The following is an 18,500-nucleotide window of genomic DNA, read 5'->3' on the forward strand; positions in this document are numbered from 1 at the left end:
TTGAAAGAATCAGCCCATGTGCAGGCCGCCGTTGACCGAGAAATCAGCCCCCGTGGCGTAGCCGCCCTCTTCCGAGGCCAGCCAGGCGATGATCGAGGCGATCTCGCTGGGCTCGCCCAGGCGCTTGACGGGCACGGTGGCGACGATCTTCTCCAGCACGTCGGGCCGGATGGCCTTGACCATGTCGGTGCCGATGTAGCCGGGGCTCACGGTGTTCACCGTCACGCCCTTGGTCGCCAGCTCTTGCGCCAGGGCCATCGAGAAGCCGTGCATGCCCGCCTTGGCGGCGGAATAGTTGGTCTGCCCTGCCTGGCCCTTTTCGCCATTGACCGAGCTGATGTTGATGATGCGGCCCCAGCCCTTTTCCACCATGTCGGCCACGACCTGCTTGGTCACGTTGAACATGGAGTTGAGGTTGGTCTCGATCACCGCGTCCCAGTCCTCGCGGGACATCTTCAGGAACATGCGGTCGCGGGTGATGCCCGCGTTGTTCACCAGCACGTCGATGCTGCCGTGCTCGGCCTTGGCCTTGGTGAAGGCTTCGACCGTGGAATCCCAGTCGCCCACATTGCCGACCGAGGCGTGGAACGTGAAGCCCAGCGCCTTCTGCTCGGCCAGCCACTTGGCATGGTCGCGCGTGGGACCGCAGCCCGCGATGACCTTGAATCCTTCCTTGTGCAGGCGCTGGCAGATGGCGGTGCCGATACCGCCCATGCCGCCGGTGACGTACGCTACTTTCTGGCTCATGCGAAATCTCCTTGGGTGTTTATCAATGGTGCGCTCCGTGCCACTCTACCCAATAAAGCCAGGCGGGGCCGTGAAGGAAAACACCGAGTCTGTCACGCGCGTTCCAGCGCCAGCGACACGCCCATGCCGCCGCCGATGCACAGCGCGGCCAGGCCCTTCTTGGCATTCCGGCGCTGCATCTCGTGCAGCAGCGTGACCAGGATGCGGCAGCCGGACGCGCCGATGGGGTGGCCGATGGCGATGGCGCCGCCGTTCACGTTGACCTTGGCGGGGTCGATGGCCAGTTCCTTGTTCACCGCACAGGCTTGGGCGGCAAAGGCTTCGTTCAGCTCGAACAGGTCCACGTCGGCGGCGTTCCAGCCCGCGCGCTGCAGCGCCTTGCGCGATGCGGGCACGGGGCCCATGCCCATGGTGGCGGGGTCCAGGCCCGAGGTGCCGAACGCGGCGATGCGCGCCAGGGGCTTGAGGCCCAGGGCGGCCGCCTTCTTGGCGCTCATCACCACCACGGCGGCCGCGCCGTCGTTGATGCCCGAGGCGTTGCCCGCCGTGACCGAGCCCGCCTTGTCGAAGGCAGGGCGCAGGCCCGCCAGGGCCTCGGCGTTGGTCTTGCGGTTCAGGTACTCGTCGGCGTTGAAGACGATGGGGTCGCCCTTCTTCTGCGGCAGGCTCACGCCCACGATCTCGTCGGCGAACTTGCCCGCGTCCTGCGCGGCGGCGGCCTTCTGCTGGCTGGCCAGGGCCAGGGCGTCCTGCATTTCGCGGGTAATGCCGTACTGCTTGGCCACGTTCTCGGCGGTGATGCCCATGTGGTACTGGTTGTACACGTCCCACAGGCCGTCCACGATCATGGTGTCGGTGAGCTTCCAGTCGCCCATGCGCTGGCCCTCGCGCGAGCCGTTGAGCACGTGGGGCGCCAGGCTCATGTTCTCCTGCCCGCCTGCGACGACGATCTCGCTGTCGCCCCAGGCGACGGCCTGCGCGGCCAGCATGACGGCCTTGAGGCCCGAGCCGCACACGGCGTTGATGGTGAGCGCGGGCGTTTCCTTGGCGACGCCCGCCTTCATCATGGCCTGGCGGGCCGGGTTCTGGCCCACGCCAGCGGCCAGCACCTGGCCCATGATGACTTCGCCGATCTGGTCGGCCTGCAGGCCCGCGCGGGCGATGGCCTCGCGGATCACGACGGCGCCTAGGTCGGTGGCGGGCGTCTTGGCGAGCGCGCCGCCGAACTTGCCCACGGCGGTGCGGGCGGCGGAAACGATGACGATGTCTTCCATGGAATCTCCTTGTTTATGGATAGGTTGGGGTTTGTTCAGGCTTTTTCTTTGACGTAGCGGCCAGGGGCGGGCTCGATGGCCTTGAACTTGGCGCCCTTGCCGTAGCCCTTGGGTGCGGCGACTTGCTTGCCCGCCTGGGCTTTCAGCCACGCGGACCAGTCCGTCCACCAGCTTCCGGGCAGCTCGGTCGATCCGGCCTGCCATTCCTTGAGCGTGGGCGGGAACTTGCCGTCCTCGCGCAGCCAGTGGCTGCGCTTCTTGGCGGCGGGCGGGTTGATGACGCCCGCGATGTGGCCCGAGGCGCCCATGACGAAGCGCTTTTGGCCCGGCAGCACCTGGGTGGATGCGTAGGCCGCGTTGATGGGCACGATGTGGTCCTCGCGCGAGCCGTAGATGTACACGGGCAGCGTGAGGTTGTTCAGGTCGATCTTCTCGCCGCACACCGTCACCTTGCCGGGCTGGACGAGGTTGTTCTCCAGGTAGAAGTTGCGCAGGTACCAGGCGTAGAACGGGCCGGGCAGATTGGTGCTGTCGCTGTTCCAGTACAGCAGGTCGAAGGGCGGCGGCGTCTCGCCCTTGAGGTAGTTGCCCACCACGTAGTTCCACACCAGGTCGTTGGGCCGCAAAAAGCTGAAGGTGGACGCCAGGTCCTGTCCCTTCATCAGCCCGCCGTTGCCCATCTGCATCTCGCGGAACTTGACGAACGCCTCGTCGATGAACACGTCCAGGATGCCGGTGTCGCTGAAGTCGATCAGCGTGGTCAGGAAGGTGGCGCTGGCCACAGGGTCGTCGCCGCGCGCCGCGAGCACGGCCAGCGCGTTGCTCAGAATGGTGCCGCCCACGCAGAAGCCCAGGGCGTTGATCTGATCCGCGCCCGTGATGCTGCGCACCACGTCGATGGCGGCCAGGGCGCCGTCTTGCACGTAGTCGTCCCAGGTCTTGTGCGCCAACTCCTCGTGGGGGTTGCGCCAGCTCACGACGAAGGTGCGGTGGCCCTGCTCCACGGCGTAGCGGATCAGCGAGTTCTCGGGCTGCAGGTCGAGGATGTAGAACTTGTTGATGCACGGCGGCACCATGAGGAAGGGGCGCTCATAGACCTTGGCGGTCAGCGGCTTGTATTCGATGAGCTGGAACAGCTCGTTCTCGAACACCACCGCGCCCTCGGTGGTCGCCACGTTGCGGCCCACCTCGAACAGGCTCTCGTCCGTCATCGACACGTGCCCCTGCCGCAGGTCGTGCAGCAGGTTCTGAATGCCTTTGGCGATGCTCTCGCCCTGGGTTTCGATGGCCTTCTTTTGCGCATCGGCGTTGAAGGCCAGAAAGTTGCTGGGCGACACGGCGGCCATCCACTGCTCCACGCCGAAGCGGATGCGGGCCTTGGTTTTCTCGTCCGCTTCCACGGCATCGACCAGGCCCATCAGCGTGCGGGCGTTGAGCAGGTAGGCGGCGGCTGTGAAGGCCGCCACGGGGTTGCTGGCCCAGCCTTCGCCCGCGAAGCGCCGGTCCTTGATCTCGGGCTTGCCTTGCAGGCCCTGCGCCCAGAGCGCCTGCACGTCCTTCAGGTACTGCTGCTGCAGCTCCTGGAGTTTGGCGGGGGAGAATTTCAGCGCGGGCGCTGCGGGCAGCATGGGCCCCAGGTCGATCTTGCGCAACGACTGCAGGGCCTGCGCCCAGCTTTGCCCGAAAATCTGCTGAAACTGTTCAGCACCCTTGGCCCATGGCAATTCGGAGTCTTTCATGGTTGTCTCGGTCCTTTTTTTGTCGTCCGCGTTCATTGTTGTCCACCTGGGTGGCGATGGCAACGAATCCACCACCGCAAACCAATGTACCTGATCGTTATCGTCTGGACCTACGTCACCCTCATGATGGCCGTGGCCGAAGCCACCAGCCCCGTCGGCAGCGTGCTGGGAGCCGTCATCACTTTCGTGCTGTACGGGGTGCTGCCCATGGGCATCCTGGTCTATATCCTGGGCACGCCCGGGCGCAAGCGGGCCATCAAGGCGCGCGAGGCGGCTGAACAAGCGGCGTATGACGCCGAACGCGCCGCAGCAGCGTCAGCCGCGCCAGATGCAGGCGGCGAAGCGCCCGCTGCCGCCCAGGGCGGCGGTGTCGCGCCGGTGCGAGAAGAACCGTGAAGCGTTCGCCACGGTACACCACGGCGGCGTGCCGTCGTTGCCATGGATGCGGGTAAGCCCCAGGGCGTTGAGCCGCCGCCTTGCCAGGCCCGCCAGGTCGCACAGGTACTTGCCCGCCGCCCCGCCGGGGGTGAAGCAGCCCGCTGCAGCGGGGTCGACCGCGCAGAACGCGGCGCGCACCTCGGCGCCCACCTCGAACGCCTGCGGGCCGATGCAGGGGCCGAGCCAGGCCAGCACCTCGTTTGCTCTGAATTCGATAGCTGATGGTGCTTGCTGGATAAGCGCCAGAGCCTGAAAACGCTTGAAAACCGATTCAAGCACACCCTGCCCATTCACCCCCGCCAGCCCGCGCCAGCCCGCATGCGCGGCGGCCACCACGGTGCCGCTCTCATGCGCCAGCAGCACGGGCAGGCAGTCCGCCACCATGATGGTGCAGGCCACGCCGGGCTGGTCGGTAATGCAGGCATCGGCCTCGGTGCCGCCTTGCGTGTCGGCGGTGATGTGTACCACGCCGTCGCCATGCACCTGCGTCAGAAACACGGGCCGCGCGCCGTGCAGCGCGGCTTGCAGCCGCTGGCGGTTGGCGCGCACTGCTGCGGGGTCGTCGCCCACGTGGCTGCCCAGGTTCAGGCTGTCGTAGGGCGGCAGGCTGACGCCGCCCGCGCGGGTGGTACACAGCGCCTGCACGCCGGGCGGCGCGGGCCAGTCGGGTGTGATCAAGCTTCGGCGTCCGGGCAGGCCGAGGGCTGGGCCTGCTGGAACGCGGGCAGCGCCATGCAGGCATCGAAGGCGCCCAGGGTGAGCGGCAGGCCGTCCAGGCGGACGTTGAAGCGCCGGGCGTTGAAGATCTGCGGCACCAGGCAGCAGTCGGCCAGAGTGGGCGCATCGCCCCAGCACAGCACGGACGGCGGCAGGCCCTGGGCGGCGCGCTCCTGCGCGAGCAGCGCCAGCTGGCGCTCGAAAGCCTCCAGCCCCTTGCGCGTCCAGTGGTGGTACCAGGCGTTCTTGGCGTCCTCGTCCACTTTCAGGTCGCGCACCAGGTACTTGAGCACGCGCAGGTTGTTCAGCGGGTGGATCTCGCACGCCACCATCTGCGCCAGGGCGCGCACGCGGGCGCGGGCCAGCGCTTGGGCAGGCAGCAGGGGCGGCGCGGGGTGGGTTTCGTCCAGGTACTCGATGATGGCCAGGGACTGCGACAGCAGCGCGCCGTCGTCCGTCGCCAGCGCGGGCACCAGGGCGTCGCCCATGCGGCCCGCGTACCCGGGCGCCTGGTGCTCGCCCTTGACGAGGTGTACCGGCACGTAGTCGTAGGCCAGGCCCTTGACCTGCAGCGCGATGCGTACGCGGAACGAGGCCGAGGAGCGGAAGTAGTTGTAGAGCTGCATGAAAAAAAGAGAAGGAAAGCGTCAGGCGCCCGAGGCGCCCGCCGGGTCCTGGTGGTGATAGACGAGCTTGTTGAGCAGCGCCATCAGCTCGCCGCGCTCCTGCTCGTTGAGCGGGGCCATCAGGCGCTCCTGCACGCGCTGGGCGGCGCCCAGCATCTGCAGGGCCGCCGCCTCGCCCTCGGGCGTGATCCACAGCAGCTTGCGGCGGCGGTCGCGGGTGTCGGGCTCGCGGCGTATCCAGCCGCGCTTCTCCAGCCGCCCTATCACCGACCCGGACGTGGCCGCGTCGAAGGCCACGCGCGACGCCAGCGTGACCTGGTCTTCGCCCGGCTGGGCCAGCAGCTGGTGCAGGATGGCGAACTGCACGGGCGTCACGTCGAAACCCGCCGACTCCTCCATGAAAAGCGCCACGGTGCGCTGGTGGGCGCGGCGCACCAGATGGCCCGGCGTGTTGTGGAAGTCGAAGCTCTCCGGCATGGGCGCGAGTGTATGGCAACACTGAACAGGCGCCCGTGGCAAACTGCCAGCCACACCACTCAGCGACGATCAGAAAGGCCACCATGAGCTATGTGTTTTCTCCCGCGCCGGTGCCCAGCGTACCCGTGGCGGGCAGCGGCGAACAGCGCTTTCCCGTCCACCGCATCTACTGCGTGGGCCGCAACTACGAGGAGCACGCCAAGGAGATGGGCTTTACCGGGCGCGAGCCGCCCTTCTTCTTCATGAAGCCCGCCGACGCCATCGTGCCCGTGGGCGCGGGTGAGACGGGCCGCCTGCCCTACCCCAGCCTCACGGCCAACCTGCACCACGAGGTGGAACTGGTGGTCGCCATCGGCCAGGGCGGCAGGAACATCCAGGCCGCCGACGCGCACCGCCACATCTACGGCTACGCCGTGGGCCTGGACATGACGCGCCGCGACCTGCAGAACAACATGAAGAAGCAGGGCCGCCCCTGGTGCATCGGCAAGGGCTTCGACGCCAGCGCGCCCATCGGCCCCATCACCCCCGCCGCGCAGGCGGGCGACGTGGAGAAAGCCGCCATCTGGCTGCAGGTGAACGGCGCCGACCGCCAGCGCAGCACCGTGGCCCAGCTCATCTGGAACATCGCCGAGACCATCGAGCATCTCTCGGCCGCCTGGGAGCTGCAGCCCGGCGACCTGATCTACACCGGCACCCCCGAGGGCGTGGCCGCCGTGGCGCGCGGCGACGTGCTCGAAGCCGGCGTTCATGGTCTGGGACTGCTGCGCCTGCAAGTCGTCTGATACTACGGTTTTAATAGCTGCCAGCGCTTGCCCCATAAGCGCTGGAGGCCGATTTGGCTAAAATCCCTGCATGACCTTCCGCAGCCCCATCAAGCACTGCCGCGCCTGCGGCACCGCCGTCGTCTATCGCCTGCCCGACGACGGCGACACCAAGCAGCGCGCCGTGTGCCCCGCCTGCCACACGGTGCATTACGAGAACCCGCTGAACGTGGTGGGCACCGTGCCCGTGCTGGCCGACGGGCGCGTGCTGCTGTGCAAGCGCAACATCGAGCCGCGCTGGGGCAAGTGGACGCTGCCCGCAGGCTTCATGGAGCTGGATGAAACCACCGCCGAAGGCGCCGCGCGCGAGACGGACGAGGAAGCGGGCGCGCAGATCGAGATGGGCCCGCTGTTCAGCCTGCTCAACGTGCGCCGCGTCGGGCAGGTGCATTTGTTCTACCGCGCCACGCTGCTCAGCGACCAGTTCAACCCCGGCTTCGAGACCATCGAAGCCCGCCTGTTCGCCGAGGCCGAGGTGCCCTGGGACGAGATCGCCTTCCGCACGGTGAAGGAGACGCTGGAAGCCTTTTTTGCCGACCGGCGCAAGGGCAGCTTCGGGCTGCACTGCATCGACATCGAGTAAGCGCCCCGGCTGCTACAGCTTCTCGCCCCCAGGCGGCGAGCCGGGGGCAATCTGGGGCTGCGGCTGGCCTTCCTCGGGCAACGGCGCGGGCTGCGGGCGGCTGCCGAACAAGCCGCGAATCCAGTCGCGCATGGTTTCCACCGGGGTTTCCGGGGGTGGCGGCGGGCTCAGGTCGAACTCGTCCACGAAGCGCGCGCCGCCGTCGATCACCTTGGCGCGCAGCGCCTGCTGCATGAAGTCGCCCACCATGGGCAGCGCGCTGCGGGCGCCCTGGCCCCAGTGGTCGCTGCGCAGGGTGATGCGGCCGTCGTTGAAGCCCGCCCAGGCGCCCGCCACGGCGCGCGCGTGCATGAGGATGAACCAGCCGTCCGTGTTGTCCTGCGTGGTGCCGGTCTTGCCCGCCACGTCGGCCTGGATGCCATAGCGCGTGCGAATGGCCGTGGCCGTGCCCCGGTCCACCGCGCCGCGCATGGTGTTGCGCAGCATCTGCGCGGCGCGGGCGTCGAAGACGGGCTCGGGCCTGGGCTCGGCGAAGGTCTCCAGCACCGTGCCGCTCTTGTCCTCGATGGCGAGCAGCATCACCGGCTCCACGTAGCGGCCCAGGTTCACGATGCTGCCGTAGGCCGTGACCATTTCGCGCAGCGTGACGGGGCTGGTGCCCAGGGCCAGCGAGGGCACTTCTTCCAGCGGCGACTGGCGCACGCCCAAAGCGCGCGCCACCTCGGCCACGCGGGCCGGGCCCACCTGCTGCATGACCTGCGCGGTGATGGTGTTCTTGGACAGGGCCAGGCCGTCGGCCAGCGTCATGGGCTCCTCGCTGGGCGGGCCGCCGTCCGTGGGGCGCCAGACGCGGCCATTGCCCAAGGGGATTTCGATGGCCGAGTCCATCAGCACGTCCGTCGGCTGCGCGCCCTGCGCGAAGGCCGCGCCATAGACAAAGGGCTTGAAGGTGGAGCCGGGCTGGCGGCGCGCGGCCTGCACGTGGTCGAACGGGTCCTGCCCGAAGTCGCGGCTGCCCACCCAGGCCAGCACGTGGCCGGTGGCGGGGTCTTGCGCCAGAAAGCCCGCCTGCACGCGCGTCTTGTCGGTGCGCAGCTTCTGCAAAAAGGCATCGTCGCCCAGCAACGCCGCCAGCGCCTCGTCGGCGGGCTGGCCCTTGTCCAGCGCGGCGCGGTATTCGGCGCTCTCGCGCACCAGGGTCTGCACCAGCTCGTTCTTGGCGTTCCAGCCGTCGCGGCGGGACCAGGCCGTGTCGGCCACGCCCTGCAGCGCCTTGAGCTGCCGCGCCACGGCCTGGTTGGCGAAGTTCTGCAGGCGCGAGTCGATGGTGGTGCGGATGACCAGGCCGTCGGAGTACAGGCTGTAGCCGTGGCTGTCGGCCCAGTCGAGGAGCTGTTTGCGCAGTTGCTGCGCGAAGTGCGGCGCGGGGCCCATGACCTCGGTCTGGCGCTCGAAGTCGATGCGCAGCGGGCTTTTTTGCAGGGCGTCGAGCTGCGCGGCGTCGAGCTTGCCGCGCTTGGCCATCTGCGACAGCACGGTGTTGCGCCGCGCCAGGGCGCGCTCGGGGTTGAGCACGGGGTTGTAGTAGGCCGTGCCCTTGAGCATGCCGATGAGCGTGGCGCTCTCCAGCACGTCGAGCTTGTCCGCCGACTTGTCGAAGTACGTGCGCGCGGCCATCTCGATGCCGTAGGCGCCGTAGAGGAAGGGCACGGTGTTCAGGTAGGTCTCCAGGATCTCGTCCTTGGAGTACGTCGCCTCGACCTTGAGCGCCGTGACGGACTCCTTGAGCTTGCGCGTGAGCACCTGCGGGAACTCGCGCGAGCGCCCGATCTCCTCGGGGAACAGGTTGCGCGCGAGCTGCTGCGTGAGGGTGGAGCCGCCCTGCGGGTCGCCGCCCAGCGTGCGCAGCACGGACGACAGCGTGCGCTTCCAGTCCAGGCCCCAGTGGCCATAGAAGCGGTGGTCCTCGGTGGCGATGAGGGCGTCCACCACGTGGGGCGAGATGTGGCCCAGCTCCACCCATTCGCGGTTGGTCGCGCGGTACTCGGCCAGCAGCTTGCCGTCGGCAGACACCAGCTGCGCGGGCTGCTCGCTGCGGGCCTTGCGCACGTCGGCCACGCTGGGGGTGAACGGCGCGAGGATGAGCGCACAGGCCAGCACGCCCGCCAGCGCGATGCACGGCAGCGCCGCCAGGGCCAGGGCCAGGCTGTGCCAGGACAGCAGGCGGTCGGGCCTGCGCACGAAGCGCCGCAGCGTCTGCCAGGCGGCGTGGAGGATGGTGGGTAGGTTCATGGTCAAATCGGCCTCTAGCGCTTATCTAGCAAGCACAAGCAGCTATCAATATAGTAGCATTCATTGCATGAAGCGCCGCAACTGCGGCAGCGCGGCCTGCGCGGCGCGGCGGCCCTCGGCGATGGCCTCGGGCGCGCGGTGGAAGTCCAGCAGGCCCAGGTGCGCGAGGCTGGGGGCGATCACCACCTCGGGCGGGTCGCCCGCCATGCGGCTGCGGGTAATGCGCATCTGCATGATGTTCACGCTGGTCATCACCACGTCCAGCGCCGAGGGCTTGCGCGGCTGCGGCGCCTGCGGCCCGCCGGACGGAGCCCAGAACTTCAGGCGGCTCATCCAGCCGTCTCGGGGGGCGGGCACGGGCTCGGGCGGGGGCTCGGCCTCCTGCGCGTCGCGCACCACGGCCAGGGGCTGCATGTGGCGGTACACGATGTCGGCGTTCAGGTCCACGGCGATCACGATGTCGGCCCCCATGGCGCGCGCCAGCGACGTGGGCACGGGGTTGACGATGCCGCCATCGACCAGCAGGCGGCCATCGTCGCGCGCCACGGGCGTGAACAAGCCGGGCAGCGCGATGGACGCGCGCACCGCGTCGGCGATGGAGCCCTGGCGCAGCCAGACCTCGGCGCCCGAGTGCAGGTCGGTCGCCACGGCGGCGAAGGGCAGCGGCGAATCCTCGATGGCGAAGTCGGCGAAATGGCGGCGCCAGAAGGCGATGAGCTTCTCGCCCTTGAGCATGCCGCCCGCGAGGTTGAAGTCCATGAAGCCGAACACCTCGCGCAGGCCCAGGCTTTGCACCCATTCGGCAAAGCGCTCCAGCTCGCCTGCCGCGTAGGCCGCGCCCACCAAAGCGCCGATGGATGCGCCGCACACGATGTCGGGCCGCACGCCCTCCTCCTGCAGCGCCTGCAGCACGCCGATGTGCGCCCAGCCGCGCGCCGAGCCGCTGCCCAGCGCCAGGCCCAGGCGGGGAGCGCGGCGGGCTAGTGCCATGGCTGTTGCCCCCTCTCCCGCGTGCGGGAGAGGGCTGGGGTGAGGGTGAAGGTGCTGGCCGTGGGCATGTGGCTGGCCCTCACCCCTGCCCTCTCCCAGAGGGAGAGGGAGTCAGAAGCGCCAGCATGCCCGCCTCGTCCAGCACGGGCACGCCCAGGGCCTGGGCCTTCTCCAGCTTGCTGCCCGCCTCGGCCCCGGCGACCACGTAGCTGGTCTTTTTGCTGACCGACCCCGCCACCTTCGCGCCCGCGGCTTCGAGCAGGTCCTTGGCCTCGTCGCGGCCCAGGGTGGGCAGCGTGCCGGTGAGCACGATGGTCTTGCCCGCCAGGGGCAGCATGGCGCCTTCGGCCGGAGCGCCCTCCTCCCAGGTGACGCCGCAGGCGCGCAGTTGCTCGACCACCTCGCGGTTGTGCGGCTGGGCGAAGAAGGTGTGGATCGCCTCGGCCACTACGGGGCCCACGTCGTTTACCTGCAAAAGCTGGTCTGTGCTGGCGTCCATGATGGCGTCGAGTGCGCCGAAGTGCCGCGCCAGGTCCTTGGCCGTGGCTTCGCCCACGTGGCGGATGCCGAGGCCGAACAGAAAGCGCGGCAGCGTGGTCTGCTTGGATTTTTCCAGCGCATCCAGCACGTTCTGCGCGGACTTCTCGGCCATGCGGTCGAGCGCGGACAGGCCCGACAGGCCCAGCCGGTACAAATCGGGCAGCACGCGGATCACCTGGCCCTCGACGAGCTGGTCCACCAGCTTCTCGCCCAGGCCCTCGATGTCCATCGCCCGGCGCTGGGCAAAGTGCAGCACGGCCTGCTTGCGCTGCGCGGGGCAGAACAGGCCGCCGGAGCAGCGGTGGTTGACCTCGCCGGGCTCGCGCACCACGCTGCTCCCGCAGATCGGGCATTGCCTGGGCATGCGGAAGTTGGGCACATACGCCTCACGCGGCGCAGGCACCACGCCCACCACTTCAGGAATCACGTCGCCCGCGCGGCGCACGATGGCCTGGTCGCCCACGCGCACCCTCTTGCGGCGCAGCTCGAACAGGTTGTGCAGCGTGGCGTTGGTGACGGTGACGCCGCCCACGAACACGGGCGCCAGCCGCGCCACGGGCGTGAGCTTGCCGGTGCGGCCCACCTGCACGTCGATGCCTTCCACGCGGGTCACCATCTCCTGCGCCGGGTACTTGTGCGCCACGGCCCAGCGCGGCTCGCGCGTCACGTAGCCGAGCTGCCTTTGCAGCGTCAGGCTGTTGACCTTGTAGACCACGCCGTCGATGTCATACGGCAACTGGTCGCGCTCGGCACCGATGCGCTGGTGAAATGCTATGAGTTCAGTAGCGCCCCGCGCAATCCCCGCCTGGGCCGCGACCGGAAAACCCCATGACTTGAGCTTTTGCAGCACCTCGAAATGCGTGGCGAACTGCACGCCCTGCACCTCGCCCAGCCCATAGGCGAAGAACGACAGCGGCCGCTGCGCGGCAATGCCCGAATCGAGCTGGCGCACGGCGCCCGCAGCGGCGTTGCGCGGGTTGACAAACGTCTTGCCGCCCTGCTCGCGCTGGCGCTCGTTGAGCGCGTCGAAATCCGCCCGGCGCATATAGACCTCGCCGCGCACTTCGAGCACGGGTGGTGCGTCCGCCAGCACCAAGGGGATCTGGCGGATGGTGCGGATGTTGTGCGTCACGTCCTCGCCCACCTCGCCGTCGCCGCGCGTGGCGGCCTGCACCAGGCGGCCCTGTTCGTAGCGCAGGCTCATCGCCAGGCCGTCGAACTTGGGCTCGGCCACGTATTCGACGGGCGGCGCATCGGGCGCCAGCTTCAGCTCGCGGCGGATGCGGGCGTCGAACGCCTCGGCGCCCGTGGCCTCGGTGTCCGTCTCGGTGCGGATGGAGAGCATGGGCACCTTGTGCCGCACGGGCGTGAGCCCGTCCATCACCGCGCCGATCACGCGCTGCGTGGGCGAGTCGGGCGTGACGAGGTCGGGGTGCGCAGCCTCCAGCGCCTGCAGTTCGCGGAACACGCGGTCGTATTCGGCGTCGGGCACGGTGGGCGCGTCCAGCACGTAGTACTGGTGCGCCCAGGCGTTGAGCTGGTCGCGCAGCGCTTTGATTTTGATAGCTGCCTGCGCTTGACTGGCAAGCGCTGGAGCCGAAAAAAGATCCAAATTCTCGGCCATGGCCGTTAGCTGAACAAGCGCCGCGCCAGCACCGAGCCCGCCGACAGGTCGCGCTCGTCGAGCTTGTCGTACAGCAGCTCCAGGTCGGCGGCGATGGGGTCCATGGCCATGGCGGGCAGCGGCGTGCCGTTCTGGTCGCACAGCACGCCGTCCATGGCCTCGCACAGGGCGGCGGCCAGTTCGCGCAGGCGGGCAAAGGGCTGCTCGGCGCGGTGGACCTGGGCCACGTCCAGGCTCAGAGTGATGTCGCGGATGGCGGACTGCTCGGGGTCGTCGGCCAGCGCGGCCTGGGTGTCGAAGGCCAGGGTGAGCAGCGGCGGCAGGCCGGGGCTGCTGGCGGGCAGCACCAGGCGGCCCGGCATGGCGCCGGGCACGAAACCCAGGCGCGCGGCGTTCTGCTGCACGTAGCCCGGGCTCCAGGCGGCCTGGCGCGCGCGCAGCACGAAGGCAAGCTGCGCGTCGTGCTCGCTGGCGAACTGGTCCAGCTCGCGGGCGCGGGCCACCTCTTGCAGCATGTCGGGGAAGTCGGGCGCGGCGTTGATGGCGTCGGCGAACGCCTGGGCCTTGACCACGAATTCGGAGAACTCGATCTCGTTGAGCGCGCCCATGCGGTTGGCAAGCTGCACGCCCGCCTGGAAGCCCTGGTAGCGCTGGCCGGGCGCGGGCGTCTCCCACTGCCGGGTGGCCTCGTTCAAGCCCTCGATGGCGAAGGGCTTGCTGCCCGCGCGGCGCGTGGGCGGCTGGGCGGCCAGCGCGGCGTCGCCGGAGACGATGGATTCTGGCTGCAGCGGCGCGATGGCGTCGATGAGCGGGTCCAGCCCGGCGCGGCGCTGCTCCGCCGGGAACGGGGGCACGGGCATCTGCAGCGCCTCGGCTGGGTCCACGGCGTGTGCGGTGATGGGGGAATCTGGCGAGGGGTCGTCCGGCGCATCCCGTGCGTCCACGCCGTCGGCTGCGGTGTCGAAACCCGGCTCCTGGCGCAGCGTGGGCTCGGCCACGCGCTCTGGCTCTGGCGGCAAGGCGCGCTTGGGCGTGTTGCGCCGCGTGGTCCAGGTGTTGTAGGCCACGATGCAGGCCAGCACCAGGCCGCCGATGATGGCCAGGCTCAATTGCAGTGTGCTCATAGACGTTTATGCCTCTGCCATGGACAGGGCCGACTCCATATCGACCGCCACGATGCGCGAGACGCCCTGCTCCTGCATGGTCACGCCGATCAGCTGCTCGGCCATCTCCATGGCGATCTTGTTGTGGCTGATGAACAGGAACTGCGTGCCCTTGCTCATGCTGGACACCAGCTTGGCGTAGCGCTCGGTATTCGCGTCGTCCAGCGGCGCGTCCACCTCGTCCAGCAGGCAGAACGGTGCGGGGTTCAACTGGAAGATGGCGAACACCAGCGCGATGGCCGTCAGCGCCTTTTCGCCGCCAGACAGCAAGTGGATGGTCTGGTTCTTCTTGCCCGGCGGCTGGGCCATGACCTGCACGCCGGAGTCCAGGATTTCGTCGCCCGTCATGATGAGCCTGGCCTGGCCGCCGCCGAACAGCTCGGGGAACATGCGGCCAAAGTGCGCGTTGACGGTGTCGAAGGTGCCCGACAGCAGCGTGCGCGTTTCGCCGTCGATCTTGCGGATGGCGTCTTCCAGCGTGGTCATGGCTTCCATCAGGTCGGCGGTTTGCGCGTCCAGGAAGGTCTTGCGCTCGCGGGCCAGGTTCAGCTCGTCCAGCGCGGCCAGGTTGACGGCGCCCAGGGCGGCAATCTCGCGGTGCAGGCGGTCGATCTCGCCCTGCAGGCCGCCGATGCGGACGTTGCCTTCCTCGATGGATTGCGCCACCGCCGCCAGGTCGGCCTGGGCGTCGGCCAGCAAGGTGGTGTATTGCTCCAGGCCCAGACGGGCGGCCTGTTCCTTGAGCTGGAAGTCGGTGATGCGCTGGCGCAGGGGGTCGAGGGCGCGCTCCAGTTGCATGCGGCGCTCGTCGCTGGCGCGCAGCTTGGTGGTCAGGTCGTCGTACTGGCTGCGCTGGGCGGCCAGTTGCTTTTCGCGCTCCATCTTCACGTCGAGCGCGGCTTGCAGGCCGCCTTGGGCTGCGGCGTCGGACAGGCGGGCGAGTTCGTCTTGAGCGCGTTCGCGCTCGCTGGCAAGCGCCGCTGCCTGCTGGTCTGCGGTGGCTATGGAGCGTTGCAGCTCGGCGCGGCGCGCTTCCAGGCTGCGCTGGGAGAAGGTGGCCTCTTGCGCCTGGCGCTCCAGGGCGCGCTGCTGCTCGCGGCAGGCAGTGAGCTTGCGCTCGGCCTCGATCACGCCGTCGCCCAGCTGCGCCTCGCGCTCCTGGCTGTCGGCCAGCTGCATGTCCAGTTCTTCAAAGCGGGCCTCTGCGGCCACGCGGCGCTCCTGCAGGTCGGCCAGTTGCGCTTCGACTTCGGCCAGGTCGGCGTCGATCTGCTCGCTGCGGGCGCGGGTCTGCTCGGCCAGCTGGGTCAGGCGCAGCGTCTCTACCTGCAGTTCGTGGGCACGGCCCTGGGCCTCGGTCGCCTCGCGGCGGGCGGTGACGAGGCGCTGGGATGCGTCGGCATACGCGGCCTCGGCGCGGACCAGGGCGGTGCGCGATTCTTCGGCGATCAGGGCCTGGGCGCGCAGTTCTTTTTCCAGGTGCTCGATCTCTTGCGCGCGGGCCAGCAGGCCGGACTGTTCGGAGTCTTGCGCGTAGAAGCTCACGCTGTGGCTGCTGACGGCGTGGCCCGTGGGTACGTAGATGGCCTCGCCCGGCTGCAGGCTGGCGCGGCGTTGCAGGGCCTCGTCCAGCGTGGGTGCGGTGGTGCAGCCATGCAACCAGTCGGTGAGCACGGCGCGCAGGCCCGCGTCGTGCACGCGCAGCAGGTCGGACAGGCGCTGGTGTGGCGATGGCGCGGCGGCGTTGCCCGCGGCGGGGGCGCTGTAGAAGGCCAGCCGGGCGGGCGGCGCATCGTTGCCGCCTGCGCCCAAAAAGCCGCGCACCATGTCCAGCCGCCCTACTTCCAGTGCGCCCAAGCGCTCGCGCAGCGCGGCTTCCAGCGCGTTTTCCCAGCCGGGTTCGATATGGATGCGGCTCCACAGGCCCTGCAAGCCGTCCAGGCCGTGCTTGGCAAGCCAAGGCTGCAGCTTGCCGTCGGTCTTGACCTTTTCCTGCAAGGCTTTCAGCGCTTCCATGCGGGCGGACAGCTCGGCCTGGCGGGCGCTCTCGGCGTTCACGGCCTGCTGGCGGGCGCGGCGGTCTTCGTCGAGTTGGGGCACGGATTCCTGCAGTTCGTGCAGGCGGGCTTCGGTGGTTTCAGCAATCTCCTGCGCTTCTTCCAACTGCTCGCGCAGGTTCGTCAGGCGGGCCTCGTCGGGCGCGGCCAAGGCGTTGCGGTCGGTGCGCAGGCGCTCGAAGCGGGCGTCTAGCTGGCGGCTTTGCTCGTCGATGCTGCGCTGCTCTGCTGCCAACACTCCTATCTGCTGCTGCACCTGCACTACGCTGGCACGCTGTTCGCTGGCGCGGGCCTGGGCTTGGCGCAGGGCTTCTTCTAGGTCGGGCATTTGCATGGCCTGTTCTTCCACCTGGGCGGCCAGCAATTCGGCGCGCTCCTCGGCGTCCATGCCTGCACCGGCCAGGTTCTCCAGCTCGATGTCAGCCTCTTCCTTGCGCGTCTGCCATTGGGCGATCTGCTCGGCCAGTTGCACCAGGCGCTGCTCCACGCGCAGGCGGCCCTCGACCACGTAGCGAATCTCGGCTTCGAGCTTGCCGACCTCGGCCGTGGCTTCGTACAGGCGGCCCTGGGCCTGGTTCACCTGATCGCCCGCTGCGTAATGGGCCTGGCGGATGGTTTCCAGGTCGGACTCGACAGCGCGCAAGTCGGCCATGCGCGATTCGAGGTCGTTCACGGCCTGCAGCCCTTCCAGCCGCACCTTGTCCTGGTCGGCCTCGGCGTCGGCGCGCTTCAGGTACCAGAGCTGGTGCTGTTTCAGCGTGGCGTCGGACTGCAGGGTGTTGTACCTGGCGGCCACCTCGGCCTGTTTTTCGAGCTTTTCGAGGTTGGCGTTCAGCTCGCGCAGGATGTCCTCGACGCGGGTCAGGTTCTCGCGCGTGTCGGACAGGCGGTTTTCCGTCTCGCGGCGGCGCTCCTTGTACTTGGAGACGCCTGCGGCCTCCTCCAGGAACAAACGCAGTTCCTCGGGCCGCGACTCGATGATGCGGCTGATGGTGCCCTGCCCGATGATGGCGTAGGCGCGCGGCCCCAGGCCCGTGCCCAGGAACACGTCCTGCACGTCGCGGCGGCGCACGGGCTGGTTGTTCAGAAAGTAGCTGCTGGTGCCGTCGCGCGTCAGCACGCGCTTGACGGCGATCTCGCCGAACTGGCTCCACTGCCCGCCCGCGCGGTGGTCGCTGTTGTCGAAGGTCAGCTCCACGCTGGCGCGGCTGGCCTGCTTGCGCGTGGTGGTGCCGCTGAAGATCACGTCCTGCATGCTCTCGCCGCGCAGCTCGCTGGCCTTGGACTCGCCCAGCACCCAGCGCACCGCGTCCATGATGTTGGACTTGCCGCAGCCGTTCGGCCCCACCACGCCCACCAGTTGGCCCGGGAGCATGAAGTTGGTGGGTTCGGCGAAGGACTTGAAGCCGGAGAGCTTGATCGAGGTGAGGCGCACGGGGGACGAGGGAAGGACGCGGGCAGAAAGCAGGCTGGATGATACCGCGCCCATTCTGCGCCCCGGCGGGCCGGGGAATGTAAGCAAAAACAGCCTCTAGCGCTTATGCACAAAGCGCTGGCAGCTATTAACTTTGAAGCAAATGGGCACCTGCCAGACTGGTTCCACTAGAATGGTCATCTCAAATGACCAACTGAAGCAGGAACGCCCATGCAAACCGTCAGCGTCGCCGAAGCCAAGGCCCACCTGAGCGCCCTGCTCGACGCCGTGCTGGAGGGAGAGGAAGTGGTCATCACCCGGCGCGGCCAGCCCGTGGCCCGCTTGCAGGCGGAGCAGCCCGCCGCGCCCGACTTCAGCGCCTTCAGGCAACTGCGCGGTGCGTGGAAGAAAGGCATGAAGATCGACCGCGACGAACTCCACGAACGCGGCTGACACCATGGCCGGACGCGCCTTCATCGACACCAACATCGCGGTGTACCTGCTGGCCGACGACGCGGCCAAGGCCCGGCGGGCGGAATCGCTGCTCGCGGCCCGGCCTTGCATCAGCACGCAGGTCGCCAACGAGTTCATCAACGTCTGCACGCGCAAGCTCAAGCTCGACCGCGCCGCCGTCCACGCTGCGGCCCGCTCCTTGATGGCGCACTGCGAAGTGCTGCCCGTCTCGGCCCGCACCGTGGATGCCGCCATGCGCCTGTGCGAGCGCTACGGCTTCTCGCACTGGGACAGCCTGATCGTGGCCGCCGCGCAACTGGCGGGCTGCGACACCCTGTACAGCGAAGACATGCAGCACGGCCAGCAACTGGATGGCCTGCTGCGCATCCAGAACCCTTTTCTATAAAAATCGCCCTCGGCGCTTGGCGGCCTCAAATCTGAAGTGCAACACCCCTTCAGAATTGAGACTCCCATGACAAAGAACACCTACGAACAACTGAGCGAGATGGAGCGCCATGCGATAGCGCTGGGGCTACAGCAAAAGC

General features: G+C 68.7%; 16 protein-coding genes. 5 read left to right on the plus strand and 11 right to left on the minus strand.

Features of this window, described 5'->3' with window-relative positions; all coding sequences use genetic code 11:
- Positions 1 to 9: 9 nt before the first annotated feature.
- From phbB to QM569_RS06075, 3 genes are all read right to left on the minus strand, one after another.
- On the minus strand, positions 10 to 747 hold the full coding sequence (phbB, locus tag QM569_RS06065; RefSeq protein ID WP_414986328.1) for an acetoacetyl-CoA reductase: 738 nt from the start codon (positions 745 to 747) through the stop codon (positions 10 to 12).
- A gap of 92 nt (positions 748 to 839) precedes the next feature.
- On the minus strand, positions 840 to 2,021 hold the full coding sequence (locus tag QM569_RS06070; RefSeq protein ID WP_414986329.1) for an acetyl-CoA C-acetyltransferase: 1,182 nt from the start codon (positions 2,019 to 2,021) through the stop codon (positions 840 to 842).
- Positions 2,022 to 2,056: 35 nt separating this feature from the next.
- The gene (locus tag QM569_RS06075) at positions 2,057 to 3,760 is read right to left on the minus strand and encodes a PHA/PHB synthase family protein (protein ID WP_414986330.1); all 1,704 of its coding nucleotides are present in this window, start codon (positions 3,758 to 3,760) and stop codon (positions 2,057 to 2,059) included.
- 84 nt (positions 3,761 to 3,844) lie between these two features.
- Here QM569_RS06075 and QM569_RS06080 point away from each other — a divergent pair, with 84 nt between their 5' ends.
- Positions 3,845 to 4,156 (plus strand): hypothetical protein, encoded by a 312-nt coding sequence (locus tag QM569_RS06080; protein ID WP_414986331.1) that lies wholly within the window; start codon positions 3,845 to 3,847, stop codon positions 4,154 to 4,156.
- Here the strand turns inward: QM569_RS06080 and pgeF are convergent.
- From pgeF to QM569_RS06095, 3 genes are read right to left on the minus strand one after another with little or no spacing between them, the layout of a single operon-like run.
- The gene (gene pgeF / locus QM569_RS06085) at positions 4,076 to 4,876 is read right to left on the minus strand and encodes a peptidoglycan editing factor PgeF (RefSeq protein WP_414986332.1); all 801 of its coding nucleotides are present in this window, start codon (positions 4,874 to 4,876) and stop codon (positions 4,076 to 4,078) included. The two genes, QM569_RS06080 and pgeF, sit on opposite strands and share 81 nt — an antisense overlap.
- Entirely contained in the window at positions 4,873 to 5,541 is a 669-nt protein-coding gene (gene maiA / locus QM569_RS06090; RefSeq protein WP_414986333.1) for a maleylacetoacetate isomerase, read from the minus strand. The genes pgeF and maiA overlap by 4 nt, the downstream gene beginning before the upstream one ends.
- Positions 5,542 to 5,562: 21 nt before the next feature.
- The gene (locus QM569_RS06095; RefSeq protein WP_414986334.1) at positions 5,563 to 6,018 is read right to left on the minus strand and encodes a MarR family winged helix-turn-helix transcriptional regulator; all 456 of its coding nucleotides are present in this window, start codon (positions 6,016 to 6,018) and stop codon (positions 5,563 to 5,565) included.
- 83 nt (positions 6,019 to 6,101) lie between these two features.
- Between QM569_RS06095 and QM569_RS06100 the strand changes: the two genes are divergently transcribed.
- Together QM569_RS06100 and QM569_RS06105 are read left to right on the plus strand one after the other, a co-directional pair.
- A complete protein-coding gene (locus tag QM569_RS06100) occupies positions 6,102 to 6,800 on the plus strand; it encodes a fumarylacetoacetate hydrolase family protein (RefSeq protein WP_414986335.1) in 699 nt (232 codons plus the stop codon).
- 70 nt (positions 6,801 to 6,870) lie between these two features.
- Positions 6,871 to 7,422, plus strand: a complete 552-nt coding sequence (locus tag QM569_RS06105; protein WP_414986336.1) for an NUDIX hydrolase — start codon at positions 6,871 to 6,873, stop codon at positions 7,420 to 7,422.
- Positions 7,423 to 7,434: 12 nt separating this feature from the next.
- Here QM569_RS06105 and QM569_RS06110 read toward each other — a convergent pair whose 3' ends face one another.
- The 5 genes from QM569_RS06110 to smc form a co-directional block, all read right to left on the minus strand.
- Entirely contained in the window at positions 7,435 to 9,714 is a 2,280-nt protein-coding gene (locus QM569_RS06110) for a penicillin-binding protein 1A (protein ID WP_414986337.1), read from the minus strand.
- Positions 9,715 to 9,774: 60 nt separating this feature from the next.
- Positions 9,775 to 10,704, minus strand: coding sequence for a patatin-like phospholipase RssA (rssA, locus tag QM569_RS06115; RefSeq protein ID WP_414986338.1), 930 nt, complete (start codon positions 10,702 to 10,704; stop codon positions 9,775 to 9,777).
- 79 nt (positions 10,705 to 10,783) lie between these two features.
- On the minus strand, positions 10,784 to 12,868 hold the full coding sequence (gene ligA, locus QM569_RS06120) for an NAD-dependent DNA ligase LigA (RefSeq protein ID WP_414986339.1): 2,085 nt from the start codon (positions 12,866 to 12,868) through the stop codon (positions 10,784 to 10,786).
- Between the two features lie 5 nt (positions 12,869 to 12,873).
- Positions 12,874 to 13,992, minus strand: a complete 1,119-nt coding sequence (locus tag QM569_RS06125; RefSeq protein ID WP_414986340.1) for a cell division protein FtsZ — start codon at positions 13,990 to 13,992, stop codon at positions 12,874 to 12,876.
- A 6-nt stretch (positions 13,993 to 13,998) separates the two neighbouring features.
- Positions 13,999 to 17,523: a chromosome segregation protein SMC gene (gene smc, locus QM569_RS06130; protein WP_414986341.1), complete on the minus strand. Its 3,525-nt coding sequence runs from the start codon at positions 17,521 to 17,523 to the stop codon at positions 13,999 to 14,001.
- A gap of 210 nt (positions 17,524 to 17,733) precedes the next feature.
- On the opposite strand from smc, the gene QM569_RS06135 reads away from it, so the two are divergent.
- Both QM569_RS06135 and QM569_RS06140 read left to right on the plus strand, forming a co-directional pair.
- Entirely contained in the window at positions 17,734 to 17,955 is a 222-nt protein-coding gene (locus QM569_RS06135) for a type II toxin-antitoxin system Phd/YefM family antitoxin (protein ID WP_414986342.1), read from the plus strand.
- 4 nt (positions 17,956 to 17,959) lie between these two features.
- The gene (locus QM569_RS06140) at positions 17,960 to 18,361 is read left to right on the plus strand and encodes a PIN domain-containing protein (protein WP_414986343.1); all 402 of its coding nucleotides are present in this window, start codon (positions 17,960 to 17,962) and stop codon (positions 18,359 to 18,361) included.
- Positions 18,362 to 18,500 lie beyond the last annotated feature (139 nt).

This window comes from Acidovorax sp. (assembly GCF_047607405.1).
Lineage (GTDB): Bacteria > Pseudomonadota > Gammaproteobacteria > Burkholderiales > Burkholderiaceae_C > Acidovorax.

Excerpts from the sequence above, each read along its gene's own strand:
- phbB (WP_414986328.1), bottom strand. The coding sequence starts at position 747 with ATGAGCCAGAAAGTAGCGTACGTCACCGGCGGCATGGGCGGTATCGGC.
- QM569_RS06070 (WP_414986329.1), bottom strand. The coding sequence starts at position 2,021 with ATGGAAGACATCGTCATCGTTTCCGCCGCCCGCACCGCCGTGGGCAAG.
- QM569_RS06075 (WP_414986330.1), bottom strand. The coding sequence starts at position 3,760 with ATGAAAGACTCCGAATTGCCATGGGCCAAGGGTGCTGAACAGTTTCAG.
- QM569_RS06080 (WP_414986331.1), top strand. The coding sequence starts at position 3,845 with ATGTACCTGATCGTTATCGTCTGGACCTACGTCACCCTCATGATGGCC.
- maiA (WP_414986333.1), bottom strand. The coding sequence starts at position 5,541 with ATGCAGCTCTACAACTACTTCCGCTCCTCGGCCTCGTTCCGCGTACGC.
- QM569_RS06095 (WP_414986334.1), bottom strand. The coding sequence starts at position 6,018 with ATGCCGGAGAGCTTCGACTTCCACAACACGCCGGGCCATCTGGTGCGC.
- QM569_RS06100 (WP_414986335.1), top strand. The coding sequence starts at position 6,102 with ATGAGCTATGTGTTTTCTCCCGCGCCGGTGCCCAGCGTACCCGTGGCG.
- QM569_RS06105 (WP_414986336.1), top strand. The coding sequence starts at position 6,871 with ATGACCTTCCGCAGCCCCATCAAGCACTGCCGCGCCTGCGGCACCGCC.
- QM569_RS06110 (WP_414986337.1), bottom strand. The coding sequence starts at position 9,714 with ATGAACCTACCCACCATCCTCCACGCCGCCTGGCAGACGCTGCGGCGC.
- rssA (WP_414986338.1), bottom strand. The coding sequence starts at position 10,704 with ATGGCACTAGCCCGCCGCGCTCCCCGCCTGGGCCTGGCGCTGGGCAGC.
- ligA (WP_414986339.1), bottom strand. The coding sequence starts at position 12,868 with ATGGCCGAGAATTTGGATCTTTTTTCGGCTCCAGCGCTTGCCAGTCAA.
- QM569_RS06125 (WP_414986340.1), bottom strand. The coding sequence starts at position 13,992 with ATGAGCACACTGCAATTGAGCCTGGCCATCATCGGCGGCCTGGTGCTG.
- QM569_RS06135 (WP_414986342.1), top strand. The coding sequence starts at position 17,734 with ATGCAAACCGTCAGCGTCGCCGAAGCCAAGGCCCACCTGAGCGCCCTG.
- QM569_RS06140 (WP_414986343.1), top strand. The coding sequence starts at position 17,960 with ATGGCCGGACGCGCCTTCATCGACACCAACATCGCGGTGTACCTGCTG.